At 39.0% G+C, this 18039-nt stretch carries 18 protein-coding genes; 5 read left to right on the top strand and 13 right to left on the bottom strand.

Annotated elements, in window-relative coordinates; translation table 11 throughout:
• Positions 1–30: 30 nt before the first annotated feature.
• The 5 genes from MY533_RS17705 to MY533_RS17725 all read right to left on the bottom strand — a co-directional run bounded on the left by MY533_RS17705 (position 31) and on the right by MY533_RS17725 (position 4368).
• Positions 31–501, bottom strand: coding sequence for a GNAT family N-acetyltransferase (locus tag MY533_RS17705; protein WP_248716983.1), 471 nt, complete (start codon positions 499–501; stop codon positions 31–33).
• Between the two features lie 132 nt (positions 502–633).
• Positions 634–1230 (bottom strand): adenylyl-sulfate kinase, encoded by a 597-nt coding sequence (gene cysC / locus MY533_RS17710; RefSeq protein ID WP_248716984.1) that lies wholly within the window; start codon positions 1228–1230, stop codon positions 634–636.
• Entirely contained in the window at positions 1227–2366 is a 1140-nt protein-coding gene (sat, locus tag MY533_RS17715; protein WP_248716985.1) for a sulfate adenylyltransferase, read from the bottom strand. The genes cysC and sat overlap by 4 nt, the downstream gene beginning before the upstream one ends.
• 223 nt (positions 2367–2589) lie before the next feature.
• Positions 2590–3654 (bottom strand): sulfate permease, encoded by a 1065-nt coding sequence (locus MY533_RS17720; RefSeq protein ID WP_132361718.1) that lies wholly within the window; start codon positions 3652–3654, stop codon positions 2590–2592.
• 12 nt (positions 3655–3666) lie between these two features.
• Positions 3667–4368 (bottom strand): phosphoadenylyl-sulfate reductase, encoded by a 702-nt coding sequence (locus MY533_RS17725; RefSeq protein WP_248716986.1) that lies wholly within the window; start codon positions 4366–4368, stop codon positions 3667–3669.
• Between the two features lie 502 nt (positions 4369–4870).
• On the opposite strand from MY533_RS17725, the gene MY533_RS17730 reads away from it, so the two are divergent.
• The 4 genes from MY533_RS17730 to MY533_RS17745 are packed head-to-tail and all read left to right on the top strand — an operon-like array spanning position 4871 to position 8737.
• Positions 4871–5920 carry a sulfate ABC transporter substrate-binding protein gene (locus MY533_RS17730; RefSeq protein ID WP_248716987.1) on the top strand — a complete coding sequence of 350 codons (1050 nt, stop codon included), beginning with the start codon at positions 4871–4873 and terminating at the stop codon, positions 5918–5920.
• An 11-nt stretch (positions 5921–5931) separates the two neighbouring features.
• On the top strand, positions 5932–6765 hold the full coding sequence (gene cysT, locus MY533_RS17735) for a sulfate ABC transporter permease subunit CysT (RefSeq protein ID WP_248716988.1): 834 nt from the start codon (positions 5932–5934) through the stop codon (positions 6763–6765).
• Positions 6766–6774: 9 nt separating this feature from the next.
• Positions 6775–7650, top strand: coding sequence for a sulfate ABC transporter permease subunit CysW (cysW, locus tag MY533_RS17740; protein WP_248716989.1), 876 nt, complete (start codon positions 6775–6777; stop codon positions 7648–7650).
• A gap of 16 nt (positions 7651–7666) precedes the next feature.
• Complete coding sequence (locus MY533_RS17745) at positions 7667–8737, top strand: sulfate/molybdate ABC transporter ATP-binding protein (protein ID WP_248716990.1); 1071 nt, start codon at positions 7667–7669, stop codon at positions 8735–8737.
• A gap of 41 nt (positions 8738–8778) precedes the next feature.
• Here MY533_RS17745 and cysI read toward each other — a convergent pair whose 3' ends face one another.
• From cysI to MY533_RS17780, 7 genes are all read right to left on the bottom strand, one after another.
• Positions 8779–10500 (bottom strand): assimilatory sulfite reductase (NADPH) hemoprotein subunit, encoded by a 1722-nt coding sequence (cysI, locus tag MY533_RS17750; protein WP_248716991.1) that lies wholly within the window; start codon positions 10498–10500, stop codon positions 8779–8781.
• Between the two features lie 86 nt (positions 10501–10586).
• Complete coding sequence (locus MY533_RS17755; protein ID WP_248716992.1) at positions 10587–12371, bottom strand: assimilatory sulfite reductase (NADPH) flavoprotein subunit; 1785 nt, start codon at positions 12369–12371, stop codon at positions 10587–10589.
• 101 nt (positions 12372–12472) lie between these two features.
• A complete protein-coding gene (locus MY533_RS17760; RefSeq protein ID WP_079561519.1) occupies positions 12473–12622 on the bottom strand; it encodes a YezD family protein in 150 nt (49 codons plus the stop codon).
• Positions 12622–13362, bottom strand: coding sequence for a sirohydrochlorin chelatase (locus MY533_RS17765; protein WP_248716993.1), 741 nt, complete (start codon positions 13360–13362; stop codon positions 12622–12624). Before MY533_RS17765 ends, MY533_RS17760 begins: the two co-directional genes overlap by 1 nt.
• Positions 13363–13374: 12 nt before the next feature.
• Positions 13375–14151: a uroporphyrinogen-III C-methyltransferase gene (cobA, locus tag MY533_RS17770; RefSeq protein WP_248716994.1), complete on the bottom strand. Its 777-nt coding sequence runs from the start codon at positions 14149–14151 to the stop codon at positions 13375–13377.
• A 555-nt stretch (positions 14152–14706) separates the two neighbouring features.
• Positions 14707–14904, bottom strand: coding sequence for a hypothetical protein (locus tag MY533_RS17775; RefSeq protein WP_248716995.1), 198 nt, complete (start codon positions 14902–14904; stop codon positions 14707–14709).
• Between the two features lie 68 nt (positions 14905–14972).
• Complete coding sequence (locus MY533_RS17780) at positions 14973–16481, bottom strand: leucyl aminopeptidase (protein WP_248716996.1); 1509 nt, start codon at positions 16479–16481, stop codon at positions 14973–14975.
• A 115-nt stretch (positions 16482–16596) separates the two neighbouring features.
• Here MY533_RS17780 and MY533_RS17785 point away from each other — a divergent pair, with 115 nt between their 5' ends.
• Positions 16597–17079, top strand: coding sequence for a divergent PAP2 family protein (locus tag MY533_RS17785; protein WP_132361740.1), 483 nt, complete (start codon positions 16597–16599; stop codon positions 17077–17079).
• A gap of 500 nt (positions 17080–17579) precedes the next feature.
• Here the strand turns inward: MY533_RS17785 and MY533_RS17790 are convergent, their stop codons facing one another.
• Positions 17580–17909: a YuiB family protein gene (locus MY533_RS17790; RefSeq protein WP_132361742.1), complete on the bottom strand. Its 330-nt coding sequence runs from the start codon at positions 17907–17909 to the stop codon at positions 17580–17582.
• Positions 17910–18039 lie beyond the last annotated feature (130 nt).

Below are 18039 nucleotides of genomic sequence, written 5' to 3' on the forward strand. Positions count from 1 at the left end.
GCCAATGAATAAACTTCATTGGCCACTTTTTTAGTTATTTGATAGCATAAAAAATTCCTTCTCTAAGCCAATGCCTTCCCAAAAGTTTAGTGCTAAGTCATTTTCTAAATCTACATAAACATTTACTACAGTAGTATCATGTTCGTCATTAAACCAATGCACTAAATCATCTACTAGACGTTTAGCAACCTTCTGTCTTCTATACACTGGCACTACATAAACCTCGTCAATTTGACCATAGTTCATATCGAAAATAAAATCCTTTTTGATCGAAGCCATCCCAAAACCAATCATTGCATTATTTTCATCAGTGGCTATATAAATGGCCCCATATTTTGATTGGATATATTGTTCTAGTTGTTCTTGAATACCCTTCCTTTCACTCTCCCCTAATTCACAATCTGCAGTTTCTATGGCATTTTCATTCCATAGCTCCAATATTTCATGTAATAATTTTTGGTTTACAACATCCTCCGTTAATCGTTGAATATGTATGCTCATTTCTTCATCTCCTATAACATATGATGACTTAATCATCCCACAATATATGGAATAATTCTATAATAAATAGTTAAATCTACCATTTAAAAAATCTGCTTATCATAAGTAAGCAGATTCTTTAAGAAAAAAGATTTAGTATATATATCCTTTTGAAGTTAATATGTTTGTGAGCTGGTCAACGCATTCTTCGATAGAATAAAGTTCTGTGTCTAAAATAATTTCTGGATTTTCCGGTTCTTCATAGGGTGCGCTAATCCCAGTAAAGTTTGGAATTTCCGCATTACGTGCTTTTTTATAAAGACCTTTTGGGTCACGTTTTTCACACGTTTCTACCGAACAATTCACATATACCTCTATAAATTCGCCTGTTTCCACAAGCTCACGAACAACTTGACGATCTTCTCGATAAGGTGAAATAAAAGCAGTTAGAACAATTTGTCCATTTTCCACAAAAAGCTTAGATACCTCTCCAATACGTCTAATATTTTCTTTTCGACCAGCTTCATCAAATCCTAAATCCTTATTTAAGCCATGGCGAACATTATCACCATCTAAGACGAATGCTTGATGGCCACGTTCAAAAAGTCGGCGTGCAAATGCGTTTGCCACAGAAGATTTCCCAGATGCTGATAAGCCGGTAAACCATAAAATAAAACTTTGATGCTTGTTTTGTGTACGACGCTCCTCTTTCGTAATGGAAGCTTCATGCCAAACGATATTTGAACTCACTTTAAAACCTCCTTACGCATTCCTTTAATTAGTACATCCACAACCTCTTTTCGGCTAAATGTACTTGGAGGCAATTCGCCATTACGTAACATTTCACGTACCTTAGTACCCGATAAAATAACATGCACCGAGCTATCATGTGGACAAGTTTTCGTCGTTGCCATGCCCTCACATTTGTTGCAATAGAAACTATGCTCAAATTTTAATGGAATAATTCCTAATTCATCTTCCGTAAATTGTTCAAAGATTTTTTGTGCATCGTATGTGCCATAGTAATCACCAACACCTGCATGGTCACGCCCAACGATAAAGTGCGTACAGCCATAATTTTTTCGTACAAGTGCATGGAAGATAGCTTCCTTTGGACCTGCATAACGCATTGCAGCTGGAAACACGCCTAATTGCACGCGATTATCAGGATAATAATTTTGTAGTAAAACTTCGTAACTTTCCATGCGAATGGCGGCTGAAACATCGTCTGATTTTGTTTCTCCAACTAGTGGATTTAAAAATAATCCATCAATTGTTTCAAGAGCCGCCTTTTGAATATATTCATGTGCTCGATGCACGGGATTCCGTGTTTGGAAGCCTACAATTGTTTTCCAGCCCCTTTCTGCAAAAAGCTGGCGTGTTTCAAACGGATCGAATGAGTAGGCTGGGAACTTTTGCTCTAGACGTTTTACTAATGTAATTTTTCCGCCTACATAAATACTTGGACGTTCATGCAACTTTTTAACACCGGGATGCTCAATATCCTCCGTGCCGTATATTAACAACGCCTCTTTCCGTTTATTTGGCTCATAAATATCAGCAACTTCAATAACGCCATAAACAGCATCACCATATACTAATTTCGCCTCATCACCGGACTGCAATGTTGCAGCTACATCCTTTGCTACAGGTAATGTAATCGGAATACTCCATACCACGCCTGACGCTAAACGTGTATGTTCAACAACTGATTCATAATCCTCCTGTGTTAAAAAACCTTCAATTGGGCTGTAACCACCGATAGCAATTAACTCTAGATCACTAAGCGCAATGGCATCAAGCTCAATAACTTTATTTATATGCGTTACTTCCTTCTCTGGATTAAAGGCTTGCACTAATAGTCCACCATGTGGTTGTAAACTCATCGAAATCCCCTCCTAGATCTATTGAATTACTTAGTTTTATTTGCATATTTTTTTAATTTTTAATCTTGGGCAAATTGAGGCTTCTGCGATTGATTAACTTCTTTTCAGAGGTAATCGGAAATTCCTCTGATTGGATCAGCTCCCATTCAAATGTGATCGGTTCACGTCTGATTGGATTAGCTCCTATAAAAATAATCGGCTGTCTCTCAAGTAATCCGTGTATTTATATTCCTTCACCCGCATCATATATGGAGCGCTCTTCTTCACGCATTGTTCGCATTAAGCTGATGACACCCAGTGTTCCAACAATGATACTGCCAATTAAGACGATGGCATAGACATCTTTCTCTAAAAATAGTTGTATTAAAAAATAGGAGATGGCTAAAGAAAGGATTGGTGAGACTATCCAAATTCGAATTATTTTTTTCACAATATGCTTATGGAAAATTTGTCTTCCGTTTTTAGCCATCCCCATCCCGATAATCGAAGAGGATGTTACTTGTGTTAACGGCACGGGAAGCCCAAAGATAGAACTTATACCGACTAGAAGTGCACCGGTACTCGATATTAATATTCCTTCTGCCTTTTCAAAGCGCATTATTTTTTTACCGTTTGTTTCAAGCACCCGTTTTCCTAGTAACAACGCCCCAAGCGCCACAAATGCCCCACCAAGCAATATTCCAGTTGTTACAGGCATCATTCCTGCACCAACAAGAGGTCCAACTGCATTTGCTACATTATTCATCCCTGCTGAAAAGGCTTCAAAAAATCCTGCAAACACAAGGAGAAACGTTAATATTGGATGATCTTTTAACAAACCATTGACTCGTAATTTATACAGCCATTTTCCAAAGACAAATGCAATGACAAACGCCACGATTGGCACTATTACCCAAAATGATGCTATCACAAGCAATGATTTAATATATAGCACTTTATAGGCAATCCCTACACCTACAACTGCTCCTACTGTCACTTCACTCGTCGATAATGGGATGCCTAAAAGATTAGCGATAAATAGTGAGCTTGTCGCAGAAATCAAAATAATTATGACAATTTTTACTGTAATGTACTCCTTTGGCATGATACCTGCGCTTATTGTTTTTACGACCTCCCCACCTCCAAGAACTGCTCCTGTAAAAACACCCACAGAACAAATGAGCAGTGCTTGCCAAGCTTTTTTGATGGCACCAGCACCATAAGCGACTCCCATTGAGGCAGCTGCTCCACTAGCACCTATATTCATCGCAAAAAATAAACTAATCGCTATTGCTACATATTCAAGCATGGCAAAACTCCCTTACCCATGTAATCCACACTCCGTTTTACCAGACCCCTGCCATCTGCCTGAACGTAAATCATCCATTGTAAATACTGGTTTTGTACAATGCTCACAGCCAATGCTTGGATAGCCTTTATCATGCAACGGATTGTATGGCAAATTATGCTTTGAAACATACCGCCAAACATCTTTCCATGTCCAATGAATGAGTGGACAAATTTTAATAGATTTAAATTTATCGTCAAGATTGATAAAGTTCATATTTTGTCGGGTTGGTGATTGTTCACGACGCAAACCTGAAATCCAAGCCTTTGCTCCAGCTAACGCTTCATGTAACGGCGCAATCTTGCGAATATCGCAGCATTTATTTGGATTAGACTTCCATAATTCATCCCCGAATTCAGTTGCTTGTTGTTCGAGTGTTAGTGCTGGTTTTTGCATAATAATGTTTAGCTGCGGATATTTATCTTTTACTTTATCAATCGTTTCATATGTTTCCTTAAAATGAACATCTGTATCTAAAAAGATAATCTTCGCATTAGGCTTTACCTTTGAAATAAGGTCAATCAAGACAATTCCCTCAATCCCAAAGCTACATGCATAGACGATATCCTCACCATATTCAGCATAACTCCACTGCAAAACCTCTAGTGCAGCCTTATACGTTTCGTCTACCTGAAAATTCAATGTTGGCTCATGCCAAGTTGCATATGTTAGCATATAATCCTCCTTATAACGTAAAAGAGGCGTTCTAACGAAAGACATATTTATAAACATGTCTTTGTTAAAACGCCTCTAGTTTGACTAGCCAGCTCATTATTTAATTTCTTTCAACTACAGAAACCTCTATAGGTGTTGAAATGAATGCAGTTTTAGTCACTTATTAGCGAGTGTCCAACGCTACCTCATTCTACAATCATTTTTCCTTATTACCAAATATATACTAAAGTACACCTAGTAGTCAACTAGGCTTTCAGAAAAAAATTCATTTCAATGAGCCTACATTTTACATTGCATTCTCGTATATAATGATGGTCAAAAGCCAAATTTTAAATTCCTTGTTGACTAATAGGAAATATATGTTTAATGTATAACTAAGCTTTGAACCAAACCAATATAAAATGCTGATCAGAGTATCTGAAGGCCATCTACTTATGACGATTATACATCGTACCGGTAGATGGCCTTTTGTAATCTCTAGACAAAAAAGGAGCGATTTTTTATGAAAAAAAGGAAACATTTTCTCCAATCGTTAGCACTTTTATCTACATTAGCTCTACTATTAACCGGTTGCGGCAGTAGCTCTTCAGAGAAGAATACAGGGGCTCAGGAATCCAAAAAACCTGTAGAACTATTAAATGTATCCTATGATCCAACACGTGAGCTTTATGAGGAATTCAACAAAGATTTTATAAAAAAATGGAAGGATGAAACCGGTCAAGATGTAACGATAAAACAATCACATGGAGGCTCTGGTAAACAGGGGCGAGCTGTAATTGATGGTCTAGAGGCAGATGTTGTTACGCTAGCACTAGCTTACGATATTGATGAGATTGCGCAAGCTCGAGGCCTATTAAATAAAGATTGGCAAACAGAATTTGAAAATAACTCAACACCTTATACATCGACTATTGCCTTTTTAGTACGTAAAGGCAATCCAAAGGGTATTAAAGACTGGAATGATTTAATTAAAGATGATGTATCTGTCATCACACCAAATCCTAAAACATCTGGTGGTGCACGTTGGAATTATTTAGCCGCTTGGGCCTATGCAGGGAAATTATATAAAAATGATGAGGCAAAAATAAAGGAATTTATGAAAGCTCTCTATAGCAATGTAGAAGTACTAGATTCTGGTGCACGCGGTGCGACAACAACATTTGTTGAACGTAAAATTGGTGACGTCTTAATAGCATGGGAAAATGAAGCACATTTATCGCTCAATGAATTGGGTGACGAGTTTGATATCATTACACCTTCTTTAAGTATTTTAGCCGAGCCACCTGTCGCAATCGTTGACAAAATCGTTGATAAAAAAGGCACACGTGAAGTAGCAGAGGCTTATTTAAAGTATTTATATAGTGAACGGGGTCAAGAAATTGCTGCAAAAAATTACTATCGACCACGAAATGAAAAAATTCTAGCAAAATATCAAGAGCAATTTCCAAAACTTGAACTCGTTTCAATTGATGATTTTGGTGGTTGGGCAGAAGCACAAGCGAAGCATTTTAAAGACGGTGGTACATTCGATGAAATTTATGTACCTCAATAAGGAGGCATGTTATGAGTATTGTAACTGTAAATAAAACGACACGCCGCATTATTCCAGGTTTCCACCTTTCACTTGGCTACACTATGTTATATGTTAGCTTGCTAGTCTTATTGCCACTATCTATGATTTTTATTCATACAATGTCCTTAAGCTGGGTAGAGTTTGTTGATATAGTGACCGCTCCTCGTGCTACTGCTTCCTATAAGGTAAGCTTTAGTACAGCGTTCACTGCTGGTTTACTAAATGTTATTTTTGGCACTATCATAGCTTGGGTGCTTGTGCGCTATCACTTTCCATTTAAACGAATCATTGATGGACTTGTCGATTTACCCTTTGCTTTGCCAACTGCTGTGGCAGGAATTGCCTTAACGTCACTCTATGCCCCAAATGGTTGGATTGGTCAATTTTTTAATTTTAAAATTGCCTATACGCCACTCGGCATTATCATTGCCCTTACATTTATCGGGCTACCATTTGTCGTCCGTACTGTGCAGCCTGTTTTACAAAATATTAGTACCGAGGTTGAGGAAGCCTCTGCAAGTCTTGGAGCAACTCGTTTACAAACCTTTCGTAAAGTTATTTTTCCAGAGCTTGCTCCTGCCATTTTAACAGGTTTTTCATTAGCATTTGCACGTGCATTAGGAGAGTACGGTTCTGTTGTTTTTATCGCCGGCAATATGCCGATGAAGACTGAAATTACGCCATTAATTATTATGACTAAGCTCGAGCAATATGACTATGCTGGTGCAACCGCTATTGCAGTAGTAATGCTTGTCACTTCCTTCATCCTACTATTTAGCATTAATTTAATACAATGGCTGGTAAATCGTCGCTTTGTACATTAGGAGGTATTTATGGAACAGTCTACATTTATACAGCAAGTTGCTCCTGCAAAAAATAATGCAGTGACAAAGTCCGCTGCCTTACAAGAGCCTCGCTTTGTCCGATATACGCTAACTTTTATTGCGCTAGCTTTTTTAGCATTTTTCATTGTACTCCCACTAGTATCAATTTTTTTTACTGCCTTTCAAAAAGGGGTAGACGTATATGTAGCAGCTATCACACACCCAGATGCAATGGCAGCTATAAAATTAACTTTAACTGTCGTTGCGATTGCAGTACCATTAAACGCAATCTTTGGCGTTATGGCTGCTTGGGCTTTAACAAAGTTCAATTTTAAAGGAAAAAATCTATTACTGACAATCGTCGATCTCCCTTTTGCAGTATCTCCTGTTATTGCAGGTTTAGTATTTATTTTGTTATTTGGCTCACAGGGACTATTTGGGGATTGGCTATTTGACCATGACATTAAAATTGTTTTTGCGCTACCTGGTATTATCCTTGCTACTGTCTTTGTTACGTTGCCTTTTGTTGCACGGGAGCTTATTCCTCTTATGCAAGCACAAGGCACTTCTGAGGAGGAGGCGTCCATTTCACTTGGTGCCAATGGTTTTAAAACATTTTGGCATGTGACATTGCCAAATATCAAATGGGGCTTATTGTACGGGCTTATACTATGTAATGCTCGGGCAATTGGTGAATTTGGTGCCGTTTCTGTCGTATCAGGGCATATTCGAGGAATGACAAATACAATGCCCCTTCATATTGAAATTTTATATAATGAATACCAATTTGCAGCAGCCTTCGCCGTTGCTTCACTGATGAGTGTGATCGCCATTATGACACTTATCGTTAAAGATATTATTGCTTGGAAATCAAAATCCGTTTAAAGGAGGTATTGTCAGTATGAGCATTCAAATTAACAATGTATCTAAAAAATTCGGTTCCTTTCAAGCTTTAGAAGATGTTTCACTTCATATTCAATCAGGGGAACTGGTTGCCCTTCTCGGCCCTTCCGGTTCTGGCAAAACTTCCTTACTACGCGTTATTGCTGGACTTGAAACGTCAGATGTTGGCGAGATTTTATTTGATGGTCAATCGATGATAGATCGCCATCCAAAGGAGCGAAATGTAGGCTTTGTATTCCAGCATTATGCCCTTTTTCGCCACATGACAGTTTTTGACAATGTCGCTTACGGTCTTAAAGTACGCCCCCGTAAAACAAGACCGTCTAAATTAGAAATTAAGAGCAAAGTGATGGAGCTTCTACGACTCGTCAAACTAGATAATTTTTCTGATCGTTACCCAACTCAGCTTTCAGGTGGACAATGTCAGCGTGTTGCGCTTGCTAGAGCTCTCGCAGTGGAGCCCAAGGTGCTGCTATTAGATGAACCTTTTGGAGCACTGGATGCTAAAGTGCGCAAGGAATTGCGTCGTTGGCTTCGAAAGCTTCACGATGATTTTCATATTACAAGCATTTTTGTCACACACGATCAGGAAGAGGCCCTTGATGTTGCAGACCGAATTGTCGTAATGAACAACGGCAAGATAGAGCAAATTGGAAGTCCAGACGACGTATACACAAACCCAAAGAGTCCTTTCGTGTATGATTTTTTAGGTAATGTAAATCTCTTTAAAGGACGGTTACAAAATGGTATGCTCCTGCATGGTGAATTTGCGATTGATGTACCTGGCGTCCTAGAACATCCAGAGGGTCATGCAGTAGGCTATGTACGTCCTCATGATATTCATATTGAGAAAACTAACAAATCTGGCACCGTCCCCGTCAAAGTTAGCCATATTCATTTGCTTGGACCTATCGTGCAGATTGAGCTGCGTCGTGAAGATATAGATGAATTTTTAGAGGCAGAACTGACTAAGGAGCAATTTACTAATCTTCAGCTTAAGGTTGGTGACCATGTATTTGTCAAACCAAAGCAATTAAAAGTTTTTATCCCAGAGGACTTTTCCATTTAAAAAAGCCATGTAGCAAATTTCTTTGCTACATGGCTATTATTTTATTTATGATGAAAATCTCGTCCGTCGTAAACAGCTGTTACATAACCCGTACGTATAACAAAATCACCGAAATGCTCACCCTCTTGACGTTCCTTTGCATAGTGTAGAAGGATTGGACGAAGCTCCGTCAATATTTCCTCCTCACCTATATTTTCACGGTATATTTTATTAAGACGATCACCAGTAAAGCTTGCGCCTAAATACATATTATATTTCCCTGGACCTTTACCGATAAAGCCAATTTCACCCATTGCTGCGCGAGAACAACCATTCGGACAGCCTGACATACGAATAACAATTTCTGTATCATGTAAGCCTGCTTCATCGATGATTGTTTCAATTTTTGTAATAAGGGAAGGCAAATAACGCTCTGCTTCTGCCATCGCTAAACCACATGTTGGTAACGATACGCAAGCAATCGAATTACGACGCAAGGCAGAATAGTGTGCACCATCTGTAAGCTTGTATTGCTCAATAATGGCAGCGATTTTTTTCTTCTTTTGCGGCGTTACATTACTAATCATTAAATTTTGGTTTGGCGTTAAGCGGAAATCACCCGTATGCACCTTCGCAATTTCTCGTAATCCTGTTAGTAGTTCATAATTTTCAAAGTCCTTAATACGACCATTTTGAATAAATAATGTATAATGCCATTGGCCTCCTGCACCTTTAACCCAGCCAAACTCATCACCTGTACGATGAAAGGTAAATGGACGCGCCTCCTGAAAACCCCAGCCTAGACGACGTGTTAGTTCTTCGTTAAACCATTCAAGTCCTCTAGCGTCAATTGTATATTTAAAACGTGCATTTTTACGCACCGAACGATTTCCATAATCACGCTGAATCGTAATAATTTTCTCCGCCGTTTCCAATAGTTTATCAGGTGGTATAAAGCCTATTATACGTGCAAGCTGTGGGTATGTTTCATGATCGCCATGTGTCATGCCCATCCCTCCGCCAACTGCTACGTTAAAGCCTATTAGCTTACCCTCCTCAACAATTGCAATTAACCCTATATCTTGTGAGAATACGTCCACATCATTACTTGGTGGAACAGCTATACCTATTTTAAATTTACGTGGCAAATATTGCGCACCGTATATAGGTTCAATTTCTTCATCCTGAGTGTCAACTACCTTTTCACCATCTAGCCATAGTTCATGGTAAGCCTTTGTTCTAGGTAATAAATGCTCACTTAATTTTACAGACCAATTATAGACTTCCTCATGTAATGCGGATTGATTGGGATTTACATTACACATGACATTACGGTTCACATCTCCGCAGGCAGCAAGAGAATCTAATAACACCTCATTAATTTCCTGCATATATTTTTTGACGTTCCATTTTAAAATGCCATGCACTTGGAATGCCTGACGTGTTGTTAATTTTAAGGAGCCGTTACCATACTTTCTCGCCATTTCATCCATTACTAGCCATTGTGCTGGAGTAGCTGCTCCGCCCGGTGTACGTACACGCACCATAAATTGATAGGCAGGCTCAAGCTTTTGACGCTGACGTTCATTTCGAAGATCTCGGTCATCTTGTAAATAACTACCATGGAACTTCATTAGACGATTATCATCCTCTGGAATACCTGAGCTTAATGGATTGTTCATCGTACGCTCTAATGTTCCGCGTAGATAATTACTGTCGGTTTTAATACGTTCTACATCACTAGGCTTCCCTGGTTGTGGGGGTAAAATTATTTTTCCTGTCATTTGTTATCGCTCCTTTAATCAATTATGCCTGGCATAATTGTAGCTGCCGCTTCGCTTTCGCTACATAAAACATTTGCCGAAAGAAGTTAATAAACGTCACGTTGATAGCGTTTCTGCCGTTTTAACTCTTGAACAAAGGCTTTAGCTTCCTCTGGCGTTTTTTGTCCCTGTTGTTCAATAACGCGAAGTATTGTTGCATCAACATCAGCAGCCATCGATTTTTTATCGCCACAGACATAAATGACTGCTCCTTGCTCTAGCCATTCATAAAAGGCGACAGCATTTTCCTCGATTTTATGTTGAACATATATTTTTCTATCTGTATCACGGGAAAAGGCGACATGCATTTGACTGAGCGTGCCTGAAGCAAGCCAACGCTGCCAATCCGTTTGATAAAGGAAGTCTGTGACAAAATGTTGATCACCTAAAATTAGCCACGCTTTTCCTTCGATCCCTAATTCCTCACGCTCCTCCAAAAATGCACGATACGGGGCTACACCTGTGCCAGCACCAATCATAATAATCGGTGTATCCTTATGCTCTGGTAGTCTAAAGTTCGGATTTTTATGAACATAAATCGGTAGTGTATCTCCAATTTGAATACGTTCCGCTACACTTCCAGAGCAAACACCAAGACGTTGTCGTCCATTCGTCTCATAGCTTACTTTTCCAACTGTTAAATGTACTTCTTCACTATTTGCCTTCTGACTACTAGCAATAGAATATAGACGTGCTGGAATTTTACGTAGTAAATCTACAAATTGCTGCGCATCCCATATAAATGGTGCAAAGTCTTGCACAACGTCAAGTAAGTCTCTTCCCTTTGCATAGTCCTTCCATGAATTAGAGTCTTCAAGTAGCTTTGCAAATTCCTGATGGACTGTATAGGAACCAATTTTTTGTAACAACGGCTTTGATAATACCGTAATTTCTAACTTTTTTTGTAATGCATCCTTTAATGGTAGCGTTTCTTCGAAGACGGTTACTTCCGTTTGTGGATCAAACTGTAACGCTGTGATTAAAGCATCTACTAGCTTTTTATCATTATCTGGTTGAATACCGATGCTATCTCCTGGTTCGAAATGGAAACTGGCACCTTCGATGGATAATTCAATATGACGTGTTTCTTTATTTGATCCGCGGCCGTTTAAATTAATGTTTTCAAGTACTTCTGCATAAAACGGATTTTTACGGGAATATGTAGTGCCTCCTTGTACTGTCTGATGTTGTGTAGTCGTAGCAGCTATATCGGTCTGTTGCAACAACATCTGCTGAACAGCAGAGAACCATTGTGCAGCCGCGTCATCATAATCTACATCACAATCTGTGCGAGGGACGATTAAAGTTGCCCCTAATTTGGCAAGCTGCTCATCAAAATCCTTTCCTGTTTTACAGAAAAATTCATAAGAACTATCTCCTAAGGCCAATACAGAATAATGAAGATGCTCTAAATTAGGAGCACGCTTACTATGCAAAAAATCGTAGAACTGTATCGCTTGATCAGGCGGATCCCCTTCCCCATGCGTGCTAACAATGAGCAAAAGATTCGCTATCTTTTTTAAATTATTTGGCTTAAACGTTGCTAACGATGAAATGGTTACGTCGACATCGTTATCTTTCAAAGCTAAGGCATATTTTTCAGCTAACCCCTGGCTATTGCCTGTTTGTGAACCATATAAAATCGTCACGGTCTTGGTGCTTGTTTTTACTATCGGTGTTGCTTCTTCGACAACAGAATCAATAGTTGCTAGTGGTGCGCTTAAATAGCCGTTTAACCAAATCCTCTGTTCTCCTGTTAGTTTAGGAAGCAGCTCATTTAACAGCTTTACCTGCTCCTCATTAAATGGACTATTAACTACTTGTAGTTTCAATCTTGCCACCTCACGTTTTAGTATCAATTTCTAATCTTGATTATTTGTTTGATTTTGGTTGTATTTCACAACTATTTTCAAGGTCATTTGCGGATGATTTATCATCGAAGTCGTATTTTTTCCTTCTTTTCAATTTGAACCACATAGGAATTTTGCACAATCAATGTAATCGATCCGTGGTTTACAGTATTTAAAATTTGGCGGACATTATCTAATGCTAGATTTACATTTTCGGTCCTTTTATCTACCATTACAAAACACCTTCCTTAGTAATTTTTAATAATTGACAAATACGTTCCACTAAAACTTCCCTTACATTGTCGTCATAGCCTAAACTTTCACATAAAATAACGTTCTTATTCTCATACTCTTGTAATTGCCTTGCTATACTTTGGCGCAAAATCCCGGTAAATAACAAATACGGCACTATAAACACTGGATGGATCTTATTCTTTTCTTGTTGTATCCAATCTTCAAATGTAGGACCCACTCCATATAAAAAACATGTGTCTACTGCTTCATAGGCATATTTATCACGCAATCTTGTTGCAATTTTTTCTAAATCACTCTTTACTGCAGGATCACTACTCCCACGACCTATAAGTAAAACACTTGCATCGTTAGTAGGGTACTTTGCTTCTAAAATTCTAGTTTGTAGTGTATCAATTAATAATTCATGGACACCAAGTGGTTCACCGTATGTAAATCGCACTTGTGGATGCTGTTTTTTTGCTTTATCAATCTCACTTGGAATATCGTGCTTTGCATGCTGAGCAGCAAGCAATAAAATAGGCACGACCGCTATAGCTGTAGCCCCTCTGTTAATACAGCTTGCTATCCCATCTGCAATTGTCGGCGTCGCAAGCTCTAAAAAACAAATTTCTTGAATCGGTATTTCAATGTCCTGTTGTACACCCTTAAGGAAAATTTTTGCTTGCTCCACGCCTGCCTTTACTCTACTTCCATGAGCGACATATAAAATAGCTTGCATGAACCCACATCCTTACACAGTAGCTTCCGCTAAATGTGGCTGCGGAATATTTTGCTCAAACCATTGAATTGTTTCCCTCAAAGTAACAACTTTACCTACTACAATTATGCTTGGATTTTGGATATTTTCACGCTGTACAATTTCTTCAATATTAGCTAAAGTTCCTGTAACTGTTTTTTGTTGTGAAAATGTACCCCAATGGATAAGTGCTATCGGTGTTTCTTTATCACGCCCATACTTGAGTAGCTGTTGACGGATATAGGGAAGGTTACCGACCCCCATATATATAGCAATCGTATCGATTCCTTTTGCTAGACTTTCCCATTGAATAGTATCATCCTTGCCCTCTCTCATATGCCCAGTGACCACTGCAAAACTTGAGCTTAAGTCACGATGTGTAACAGGAATCCCAGCATAAGCAGGCGCTGCTATCCCAGAAGTAATGCCGGGCACAATTTCAAATTGAATATTATGCTGAGCAAGCACCTCTGCTTCCTCAGCTCCCCTTCCAAAAACGAATGGGTCGCCTCCCTTTAATCTTGTTACAATCAATCCTTGCTGTGCATAGCTAACAAGTGATTGATTAATTTGCTCTTGGATCATAGCGTGGCGTTGAGGCAGCTTACCACAAAAGATAAGCTGAGCCTCTCGTTTAGCATAGGATAGTAAATTCTTATTGATGAGTCTGTCATACAGGATGACATCAGCACATTCGATACACCGTAATCCTTTTACCGTGATAAGATCCACGTCGCCAGGACCTGCGCCCACTATAAAAACTTTTCCCATTTGATTTCACTCCCTCTTTTCCTTGCTTGAGATAGAAAAAAGAGACTCAAATTATCCATAGGCGAAGCAATGCCTGTGAATAATAAGAGCCTCTAGTTTTCTAGTCAGCTACGTATTTAATTCTTAGTAATATAATAAGAATAATAAATAATATAGTATATTCTGTCAATACATTATTTAGTGCCTAAAAAATGATTTTTATTAAATTTTACTTAATCAATTATGCCTCTGCATAATTGCGTCCAAAATCGGCTTTGTGCTTAGGCCTGTAGATGCTTTCTGTGCGAAAGCGAAGCGACAGCAACAACATGATGTTGGTCACTCGGTCGTTACCACAGGACGCAGCGTTCTTAGAGTTCCTATATGTCAGCCGATGTTTTTGACACCCGCTGAAAAGTGACTTAAAACCGCATTCAACTCACCACCTATAGAAGTGAAAGACTTCTGTACCTGTCACTTCTCTTTCGCTACTTAACACTTGCTAAAAGAGGTTAAAGAAAAAAACCAGGTGTCACTTGCTGACATCTGGTTTTTTTGAGATCTATGTTGTTTGAATTAAAATCTACGAGGACCTCTAAATGGACCTGGTCTGAAAAACGGTGGTCTGAAAAACGGTGGCCCGAAAAATGGTGGTCCGAAAAATGGTGGTCCGAAAAATGGCGGCCCGAAAAATGGCGGCCCGAAAAATGGCGGTCGGAAAAACGGCCCACCTACTGGCATAAAGCCTCCTGGAAAACCTCCGAAGAATGTCATAAGCTTCCTCCCTTTTTTTATTCTATTTTATGTAAGAGGATGCATTTATCACATGTCTATTGCCTATCCTATTTTTCTTCTCCCAAACGTTGCACAAAATTTGCTAGTGTACGTACCATTACGCCTGTACCACCTTTTGGGCCTAAGTCATGTACAGCAATCGCATCTGACGTTCCCGCAATATCTAAGTGAATCCATGGTGTATCACCAACGAACTCCCCAACGAAGCCTCCTCCAAAGATCATGTGCCCATCACGACCAGGAGAGTTATTTAAATCAGCGACGTCTGATTTACGAATTCGTTTTTTATCATTTTCTGTTAAAGGCATGCGCCACACAAATTCATCAGTTTCCTGTGCAGCTTCCATGAAAGCAGCAAAGAATTCATCATCATTAGAAAGGGCACCTGTTTTATCCATACCAAGTGCTGTAATTACTCCGCCTGTTAACGTTGCCACATCGATCAGGGCAGTAGCTCCTTGTTGTTTAGCATATGTTGTAGCGTCTGCTAAAACTAAACGTCCTTCCGCGTCGGTATTTAAAACTTCTACCGTTTTACCGCTATATGTCGTAATGACATCATCTGGCTTAAATGCTGTGCCAGATACCATATTATCGGTAGAACCAATAACTGCTACAACATTTTTATTAGGGCGTAATTCACCAATGATTTTCATGGCACCTAGCACGGCTGCCGCGCCGCCCATATCTCCCTTCATGCCTACCATTGCATCTTTTGGCTTTAAGGAATAGCCACCTGTATCATACGTAACCCCTTTGCCGACAAGACCAATTGGATCATCAAAATCTTCAGTCGCTTTATATTTTAATGTGATTAAACGAGGTTCTTCATGGGAGCCTTGATTGACACATAAAATACCGCCCATTCCAAGCTCCTCTAATTGTGCTTTATCTAAAATTTCCACTTCAAAATTGTACTCGACTGCAAGGGACTCTGCGTAATTGGCTAAGTCTGTCGCTGTCAGTAAGTTTGGTGGTAAATTAATTAAACTACGTGCTTCATTTACTGCATTTGCATAAATAGCACCAACCTCAAAGCTTGCCACCACTTCATCTAAATCATTAGCAGTAGTTACAAGGTGAACAGCGTCAATACGTTTCTCTACTTCATTTGATGTTGTTTTGTAATGAGGAATTGAATAATATCCAAGACCTGTTCCTTCACCGGCTAAAAAGGCAACATCTGTTACAGTAATCGACTCTGTCGTAAACGACTCAAGCCAAATCGAATATTCTTTAACCTTTAAAGCTCTTAGTTCCTTGCCAAGCAAGCCAAATGCTACACGAATATCACCTTCAGTTAAATTTTTACGCTCATCCAAACCAACGAATAAAATACGTTTAAGAGCTGCATGGTCTTTTAAGAATGGCAATTTCGTCATTTTTTTAAGCTCAGTAGATACATCCCCTTCACTAATCAACATATCAAGAGATTCTCCATAAAAGGACGAAAAGCTTGCCCAATCTTGCATTTGCTCACGATGTCTAGTGACTCCCACTACTAGCACTTCAGTAGAAATCGTTTCAAATGTTTTTGCTTCTTTTACAATATGCATGTTAAATTCCTCCATTCACTATTTCTATTATACCTAAGTTTCAGAAAACGCGTTATATTTAGCTTTTAGAAAATAATGAATGTTATAATAAAAGTAATTATAAGTGAAGGTTGTGATGATTATGAGTTTACTTCAAAATACCCCTTTACTCGTTGCCCTTTTTGCAGTTCTCTTTGCACAGTTTGTAAAAATCCCTATTCATTTTTTTATGACAAGAAAGATTAACTGGGGATTATTTACTTCCACCGGAGGAATGCCTAGCTCCCACTCCGCTTCCGTAACAGGACTAACAACATCTATTGCCTATGAAACAGGATTAGATTCCCCCATTTTTGCCGTAGCCGCTATGTTTTCATTTATCGTCATGTATGATGCGAGTGGAGTACGCTTTCAGGCAGGTCAGCATGCAGCTGTATTAAATCAACTACGTAAAGACTTTCAAACTTTACTTCATGATTTAAAAAAATGGCCGCAAATGGATGGGCAAGAAAAAATGGAAGAGCTAAAAACATTGCTAGGCCACAAACGGAGTGAGGTATTTTTCGGGGCATTAACCGGCATTTTTATCGCCATCATCACATACCAGTTTATTTTGTGATAACAGACACATCCTCATGTTGAGGCTGTGTTTTTTTATATCGGAACACTTTTGTGATTTATCGGGAACATAAAAAAAATCAGTATTCTTCTCTTCATAGAAAGAAGAATACTGATAAGAGCAATTATGCCGAGGCATAATTGCGTCTGGAATCGACTTTGTGCTAATGCCTGCGTGATGCAGGGCATGGATGCGATCGTTTATGCTAACATCCTTTGTTAACGCCTTTCCGATTCCGTGACATCCGCCGGAGGCTTTAGGCCAACAAATGTTTTTTGTGCGAAAGCGGAGCGTCAGCAACAAATGTTTTTTGTGCGAAAGCGGAGCGTCAGCAACAAATGTTTTTTGTGCGAAAGCGAAGCGTCAGCAATAGCACGATGTTGATCACTCAGTCGTTGACAGGATGTGGCGTTCTAACACTGAGTTCCTTTATTTAGCTAATGTTTGGACATCTTACCTGTCGCTACGCTTTCGGTACAAAAGACAGCTGCTGAAAGAAGTTAAAACATTCGATAACCACTTTTACGCAAATAAATCATGACAATCCCCGCAACAATTGAACCGGCAAAGCCACCAGATAAGATAGAAATATCTACAAACTGCAGTGCTTGCAACTTATCTAAAAGGGCTGGAAATGCGGAACCTGGCTTGAAAATATAATCTAAAAAGCTTACATCATCGATAATAAAGATAACAACAATTGGATACACAATTGCCATTAACCAAGTCATTCGCAGTAGCATATTCAATAAAAATCCAATACCAAAGAACATGACGAAAAATAACAAAATTGAAATAATTAACTGTACTAATGAAACTGGACCATCCATGTATGTATAACCTCCGTTTTCCTCTCATTAGTTTACATGATTACTACAACGCTTTCAATGAACATATCCTTGATTTCGCTTGTTCGTCATATTTAGGGATTATGACCATAATGTGTGGTTATTTCAGCTT

The organism is Lysinibacillus sp. Ag94, from assembly GCF_023242215.1.
In the GTDB taxonomy this organism is placed as follows: domain Bacteria; phylum Bacillota; class Bacilli; order Bacillales_A; family Planococcaceae; genus Lysinibacillus.

Excerpts from the sequence above, each read along its gene's own strand:
- MY533_RS17705 (WP_248716983.1), bottom strand. The coding sequence starts at position 501 with ATGAGCATACATATTCAACGATTAACGGAGGATGTTGTAAACCAAAAA.
- sat (WP_248716985.1), bottom strand. The coding sequence starts at position 2,366 with ATGAGTTTACAACCACATGGTGGACTATTAGTGCAAGCCTTTAATCCA.
- MY533_RS17720 (WP_132361718.1), bottom strand. The coding sequence starts at position 3,654 with ATGCTTGAATATGTAGCAATAGCGATTAGTTTATTTTTTGCGATGAAT.
- MY533_RS17725 (WP_248716986.1), bottom strand. The coding sequence starts at position 4,368 with ATGCTAACATATGCAACTTGGCATGAGCCAACATTGAATTTTCAGGTA.
- MY533_RS17730 (WP_248716987.1), top strand. The coding sequence starts at position 4,871 with ATGAAAAAAAGGAAACATTTTCTCCAATCGTTAGCACTTTTATCTACA.
- cysT (WP_248716988.1), top strand. The coding sequence starts at position 5,932 with ATGAGTATTGTAACTGTAAATAAAACGACACGCCGCATTATTCCAGGT.
- cysW (WP_248716989.1), top strand. The coding sequence starts at position 6,775 with ATGGAACAGTCTACATTTATACAGCAAGTTGCTCCTGCAAAAAATAAT.
- MY533_RS17745 (WP_248716990.1), top strand. The coding sequence starts at position 7,667 with ATGAGCATTCAAATTAACAATGTATCTAAAAAATTCGGTTCCTTTCAA.
- cysI (WP_248716991.1), bottom strand. The coding sequence starts at position 10,500 with ATGACAGGAAAAATAATTTTACCCCCACAACCAGGGAAGCCTAGTGAT.
- MY533_RS17760 (WP_079561519.1), bottom strand. The coding sequence starts at position 12,622 with ATGGTAGATAAAAGGACCGAAAATGTAAATCTAGCATTAGATAATGTC.
- MY533_RS17765 (WP_248716993.1), bottom strand. The coding sequence starts at position 13,362 with ATGCAAGCTATTTTATATGTCGCTCATGGAAGTAGAGTAAAGGCAGGC.
- cobA (WP_248716994.1), bottom strand. The coding sequence starts at position 14,151 with ATGGGAAAAGTTTTTATAGTGGGCGCAGGTCCTGGCGACGTGGATCTT.
- MY533_RS17775 (WP_248716995.1), bottom strand. The coding sequence starts at position 14,904 with ATGACATTCTTCGGAGGTTTTCCAGGAGGCTTTATGCCAGTAGGTGGG.
- MY533_RS17780 (WP_248716996.1), bottom strand. The coding sequence starts at position 16,481 with ATGCATATTGTAAAAGAAGCAAAAACATTTGAAACGATTTCTACTGAA.
- MY533_RS17785 (WP_132361740.1), top strand. The coding sequence starts at position 16,597 with ATGATTATGAGTTTACTTCAAAATACCCCTTTACTCGTTGCCCTTTTT.
- MY533_RS17790 (WP_132361742.1), bottom strand. The coding sequence starts at position 17,909 with ATGGATGGTCCAGTTTCATTAGTACAGTTAATTATTTCAATTTTGTTA.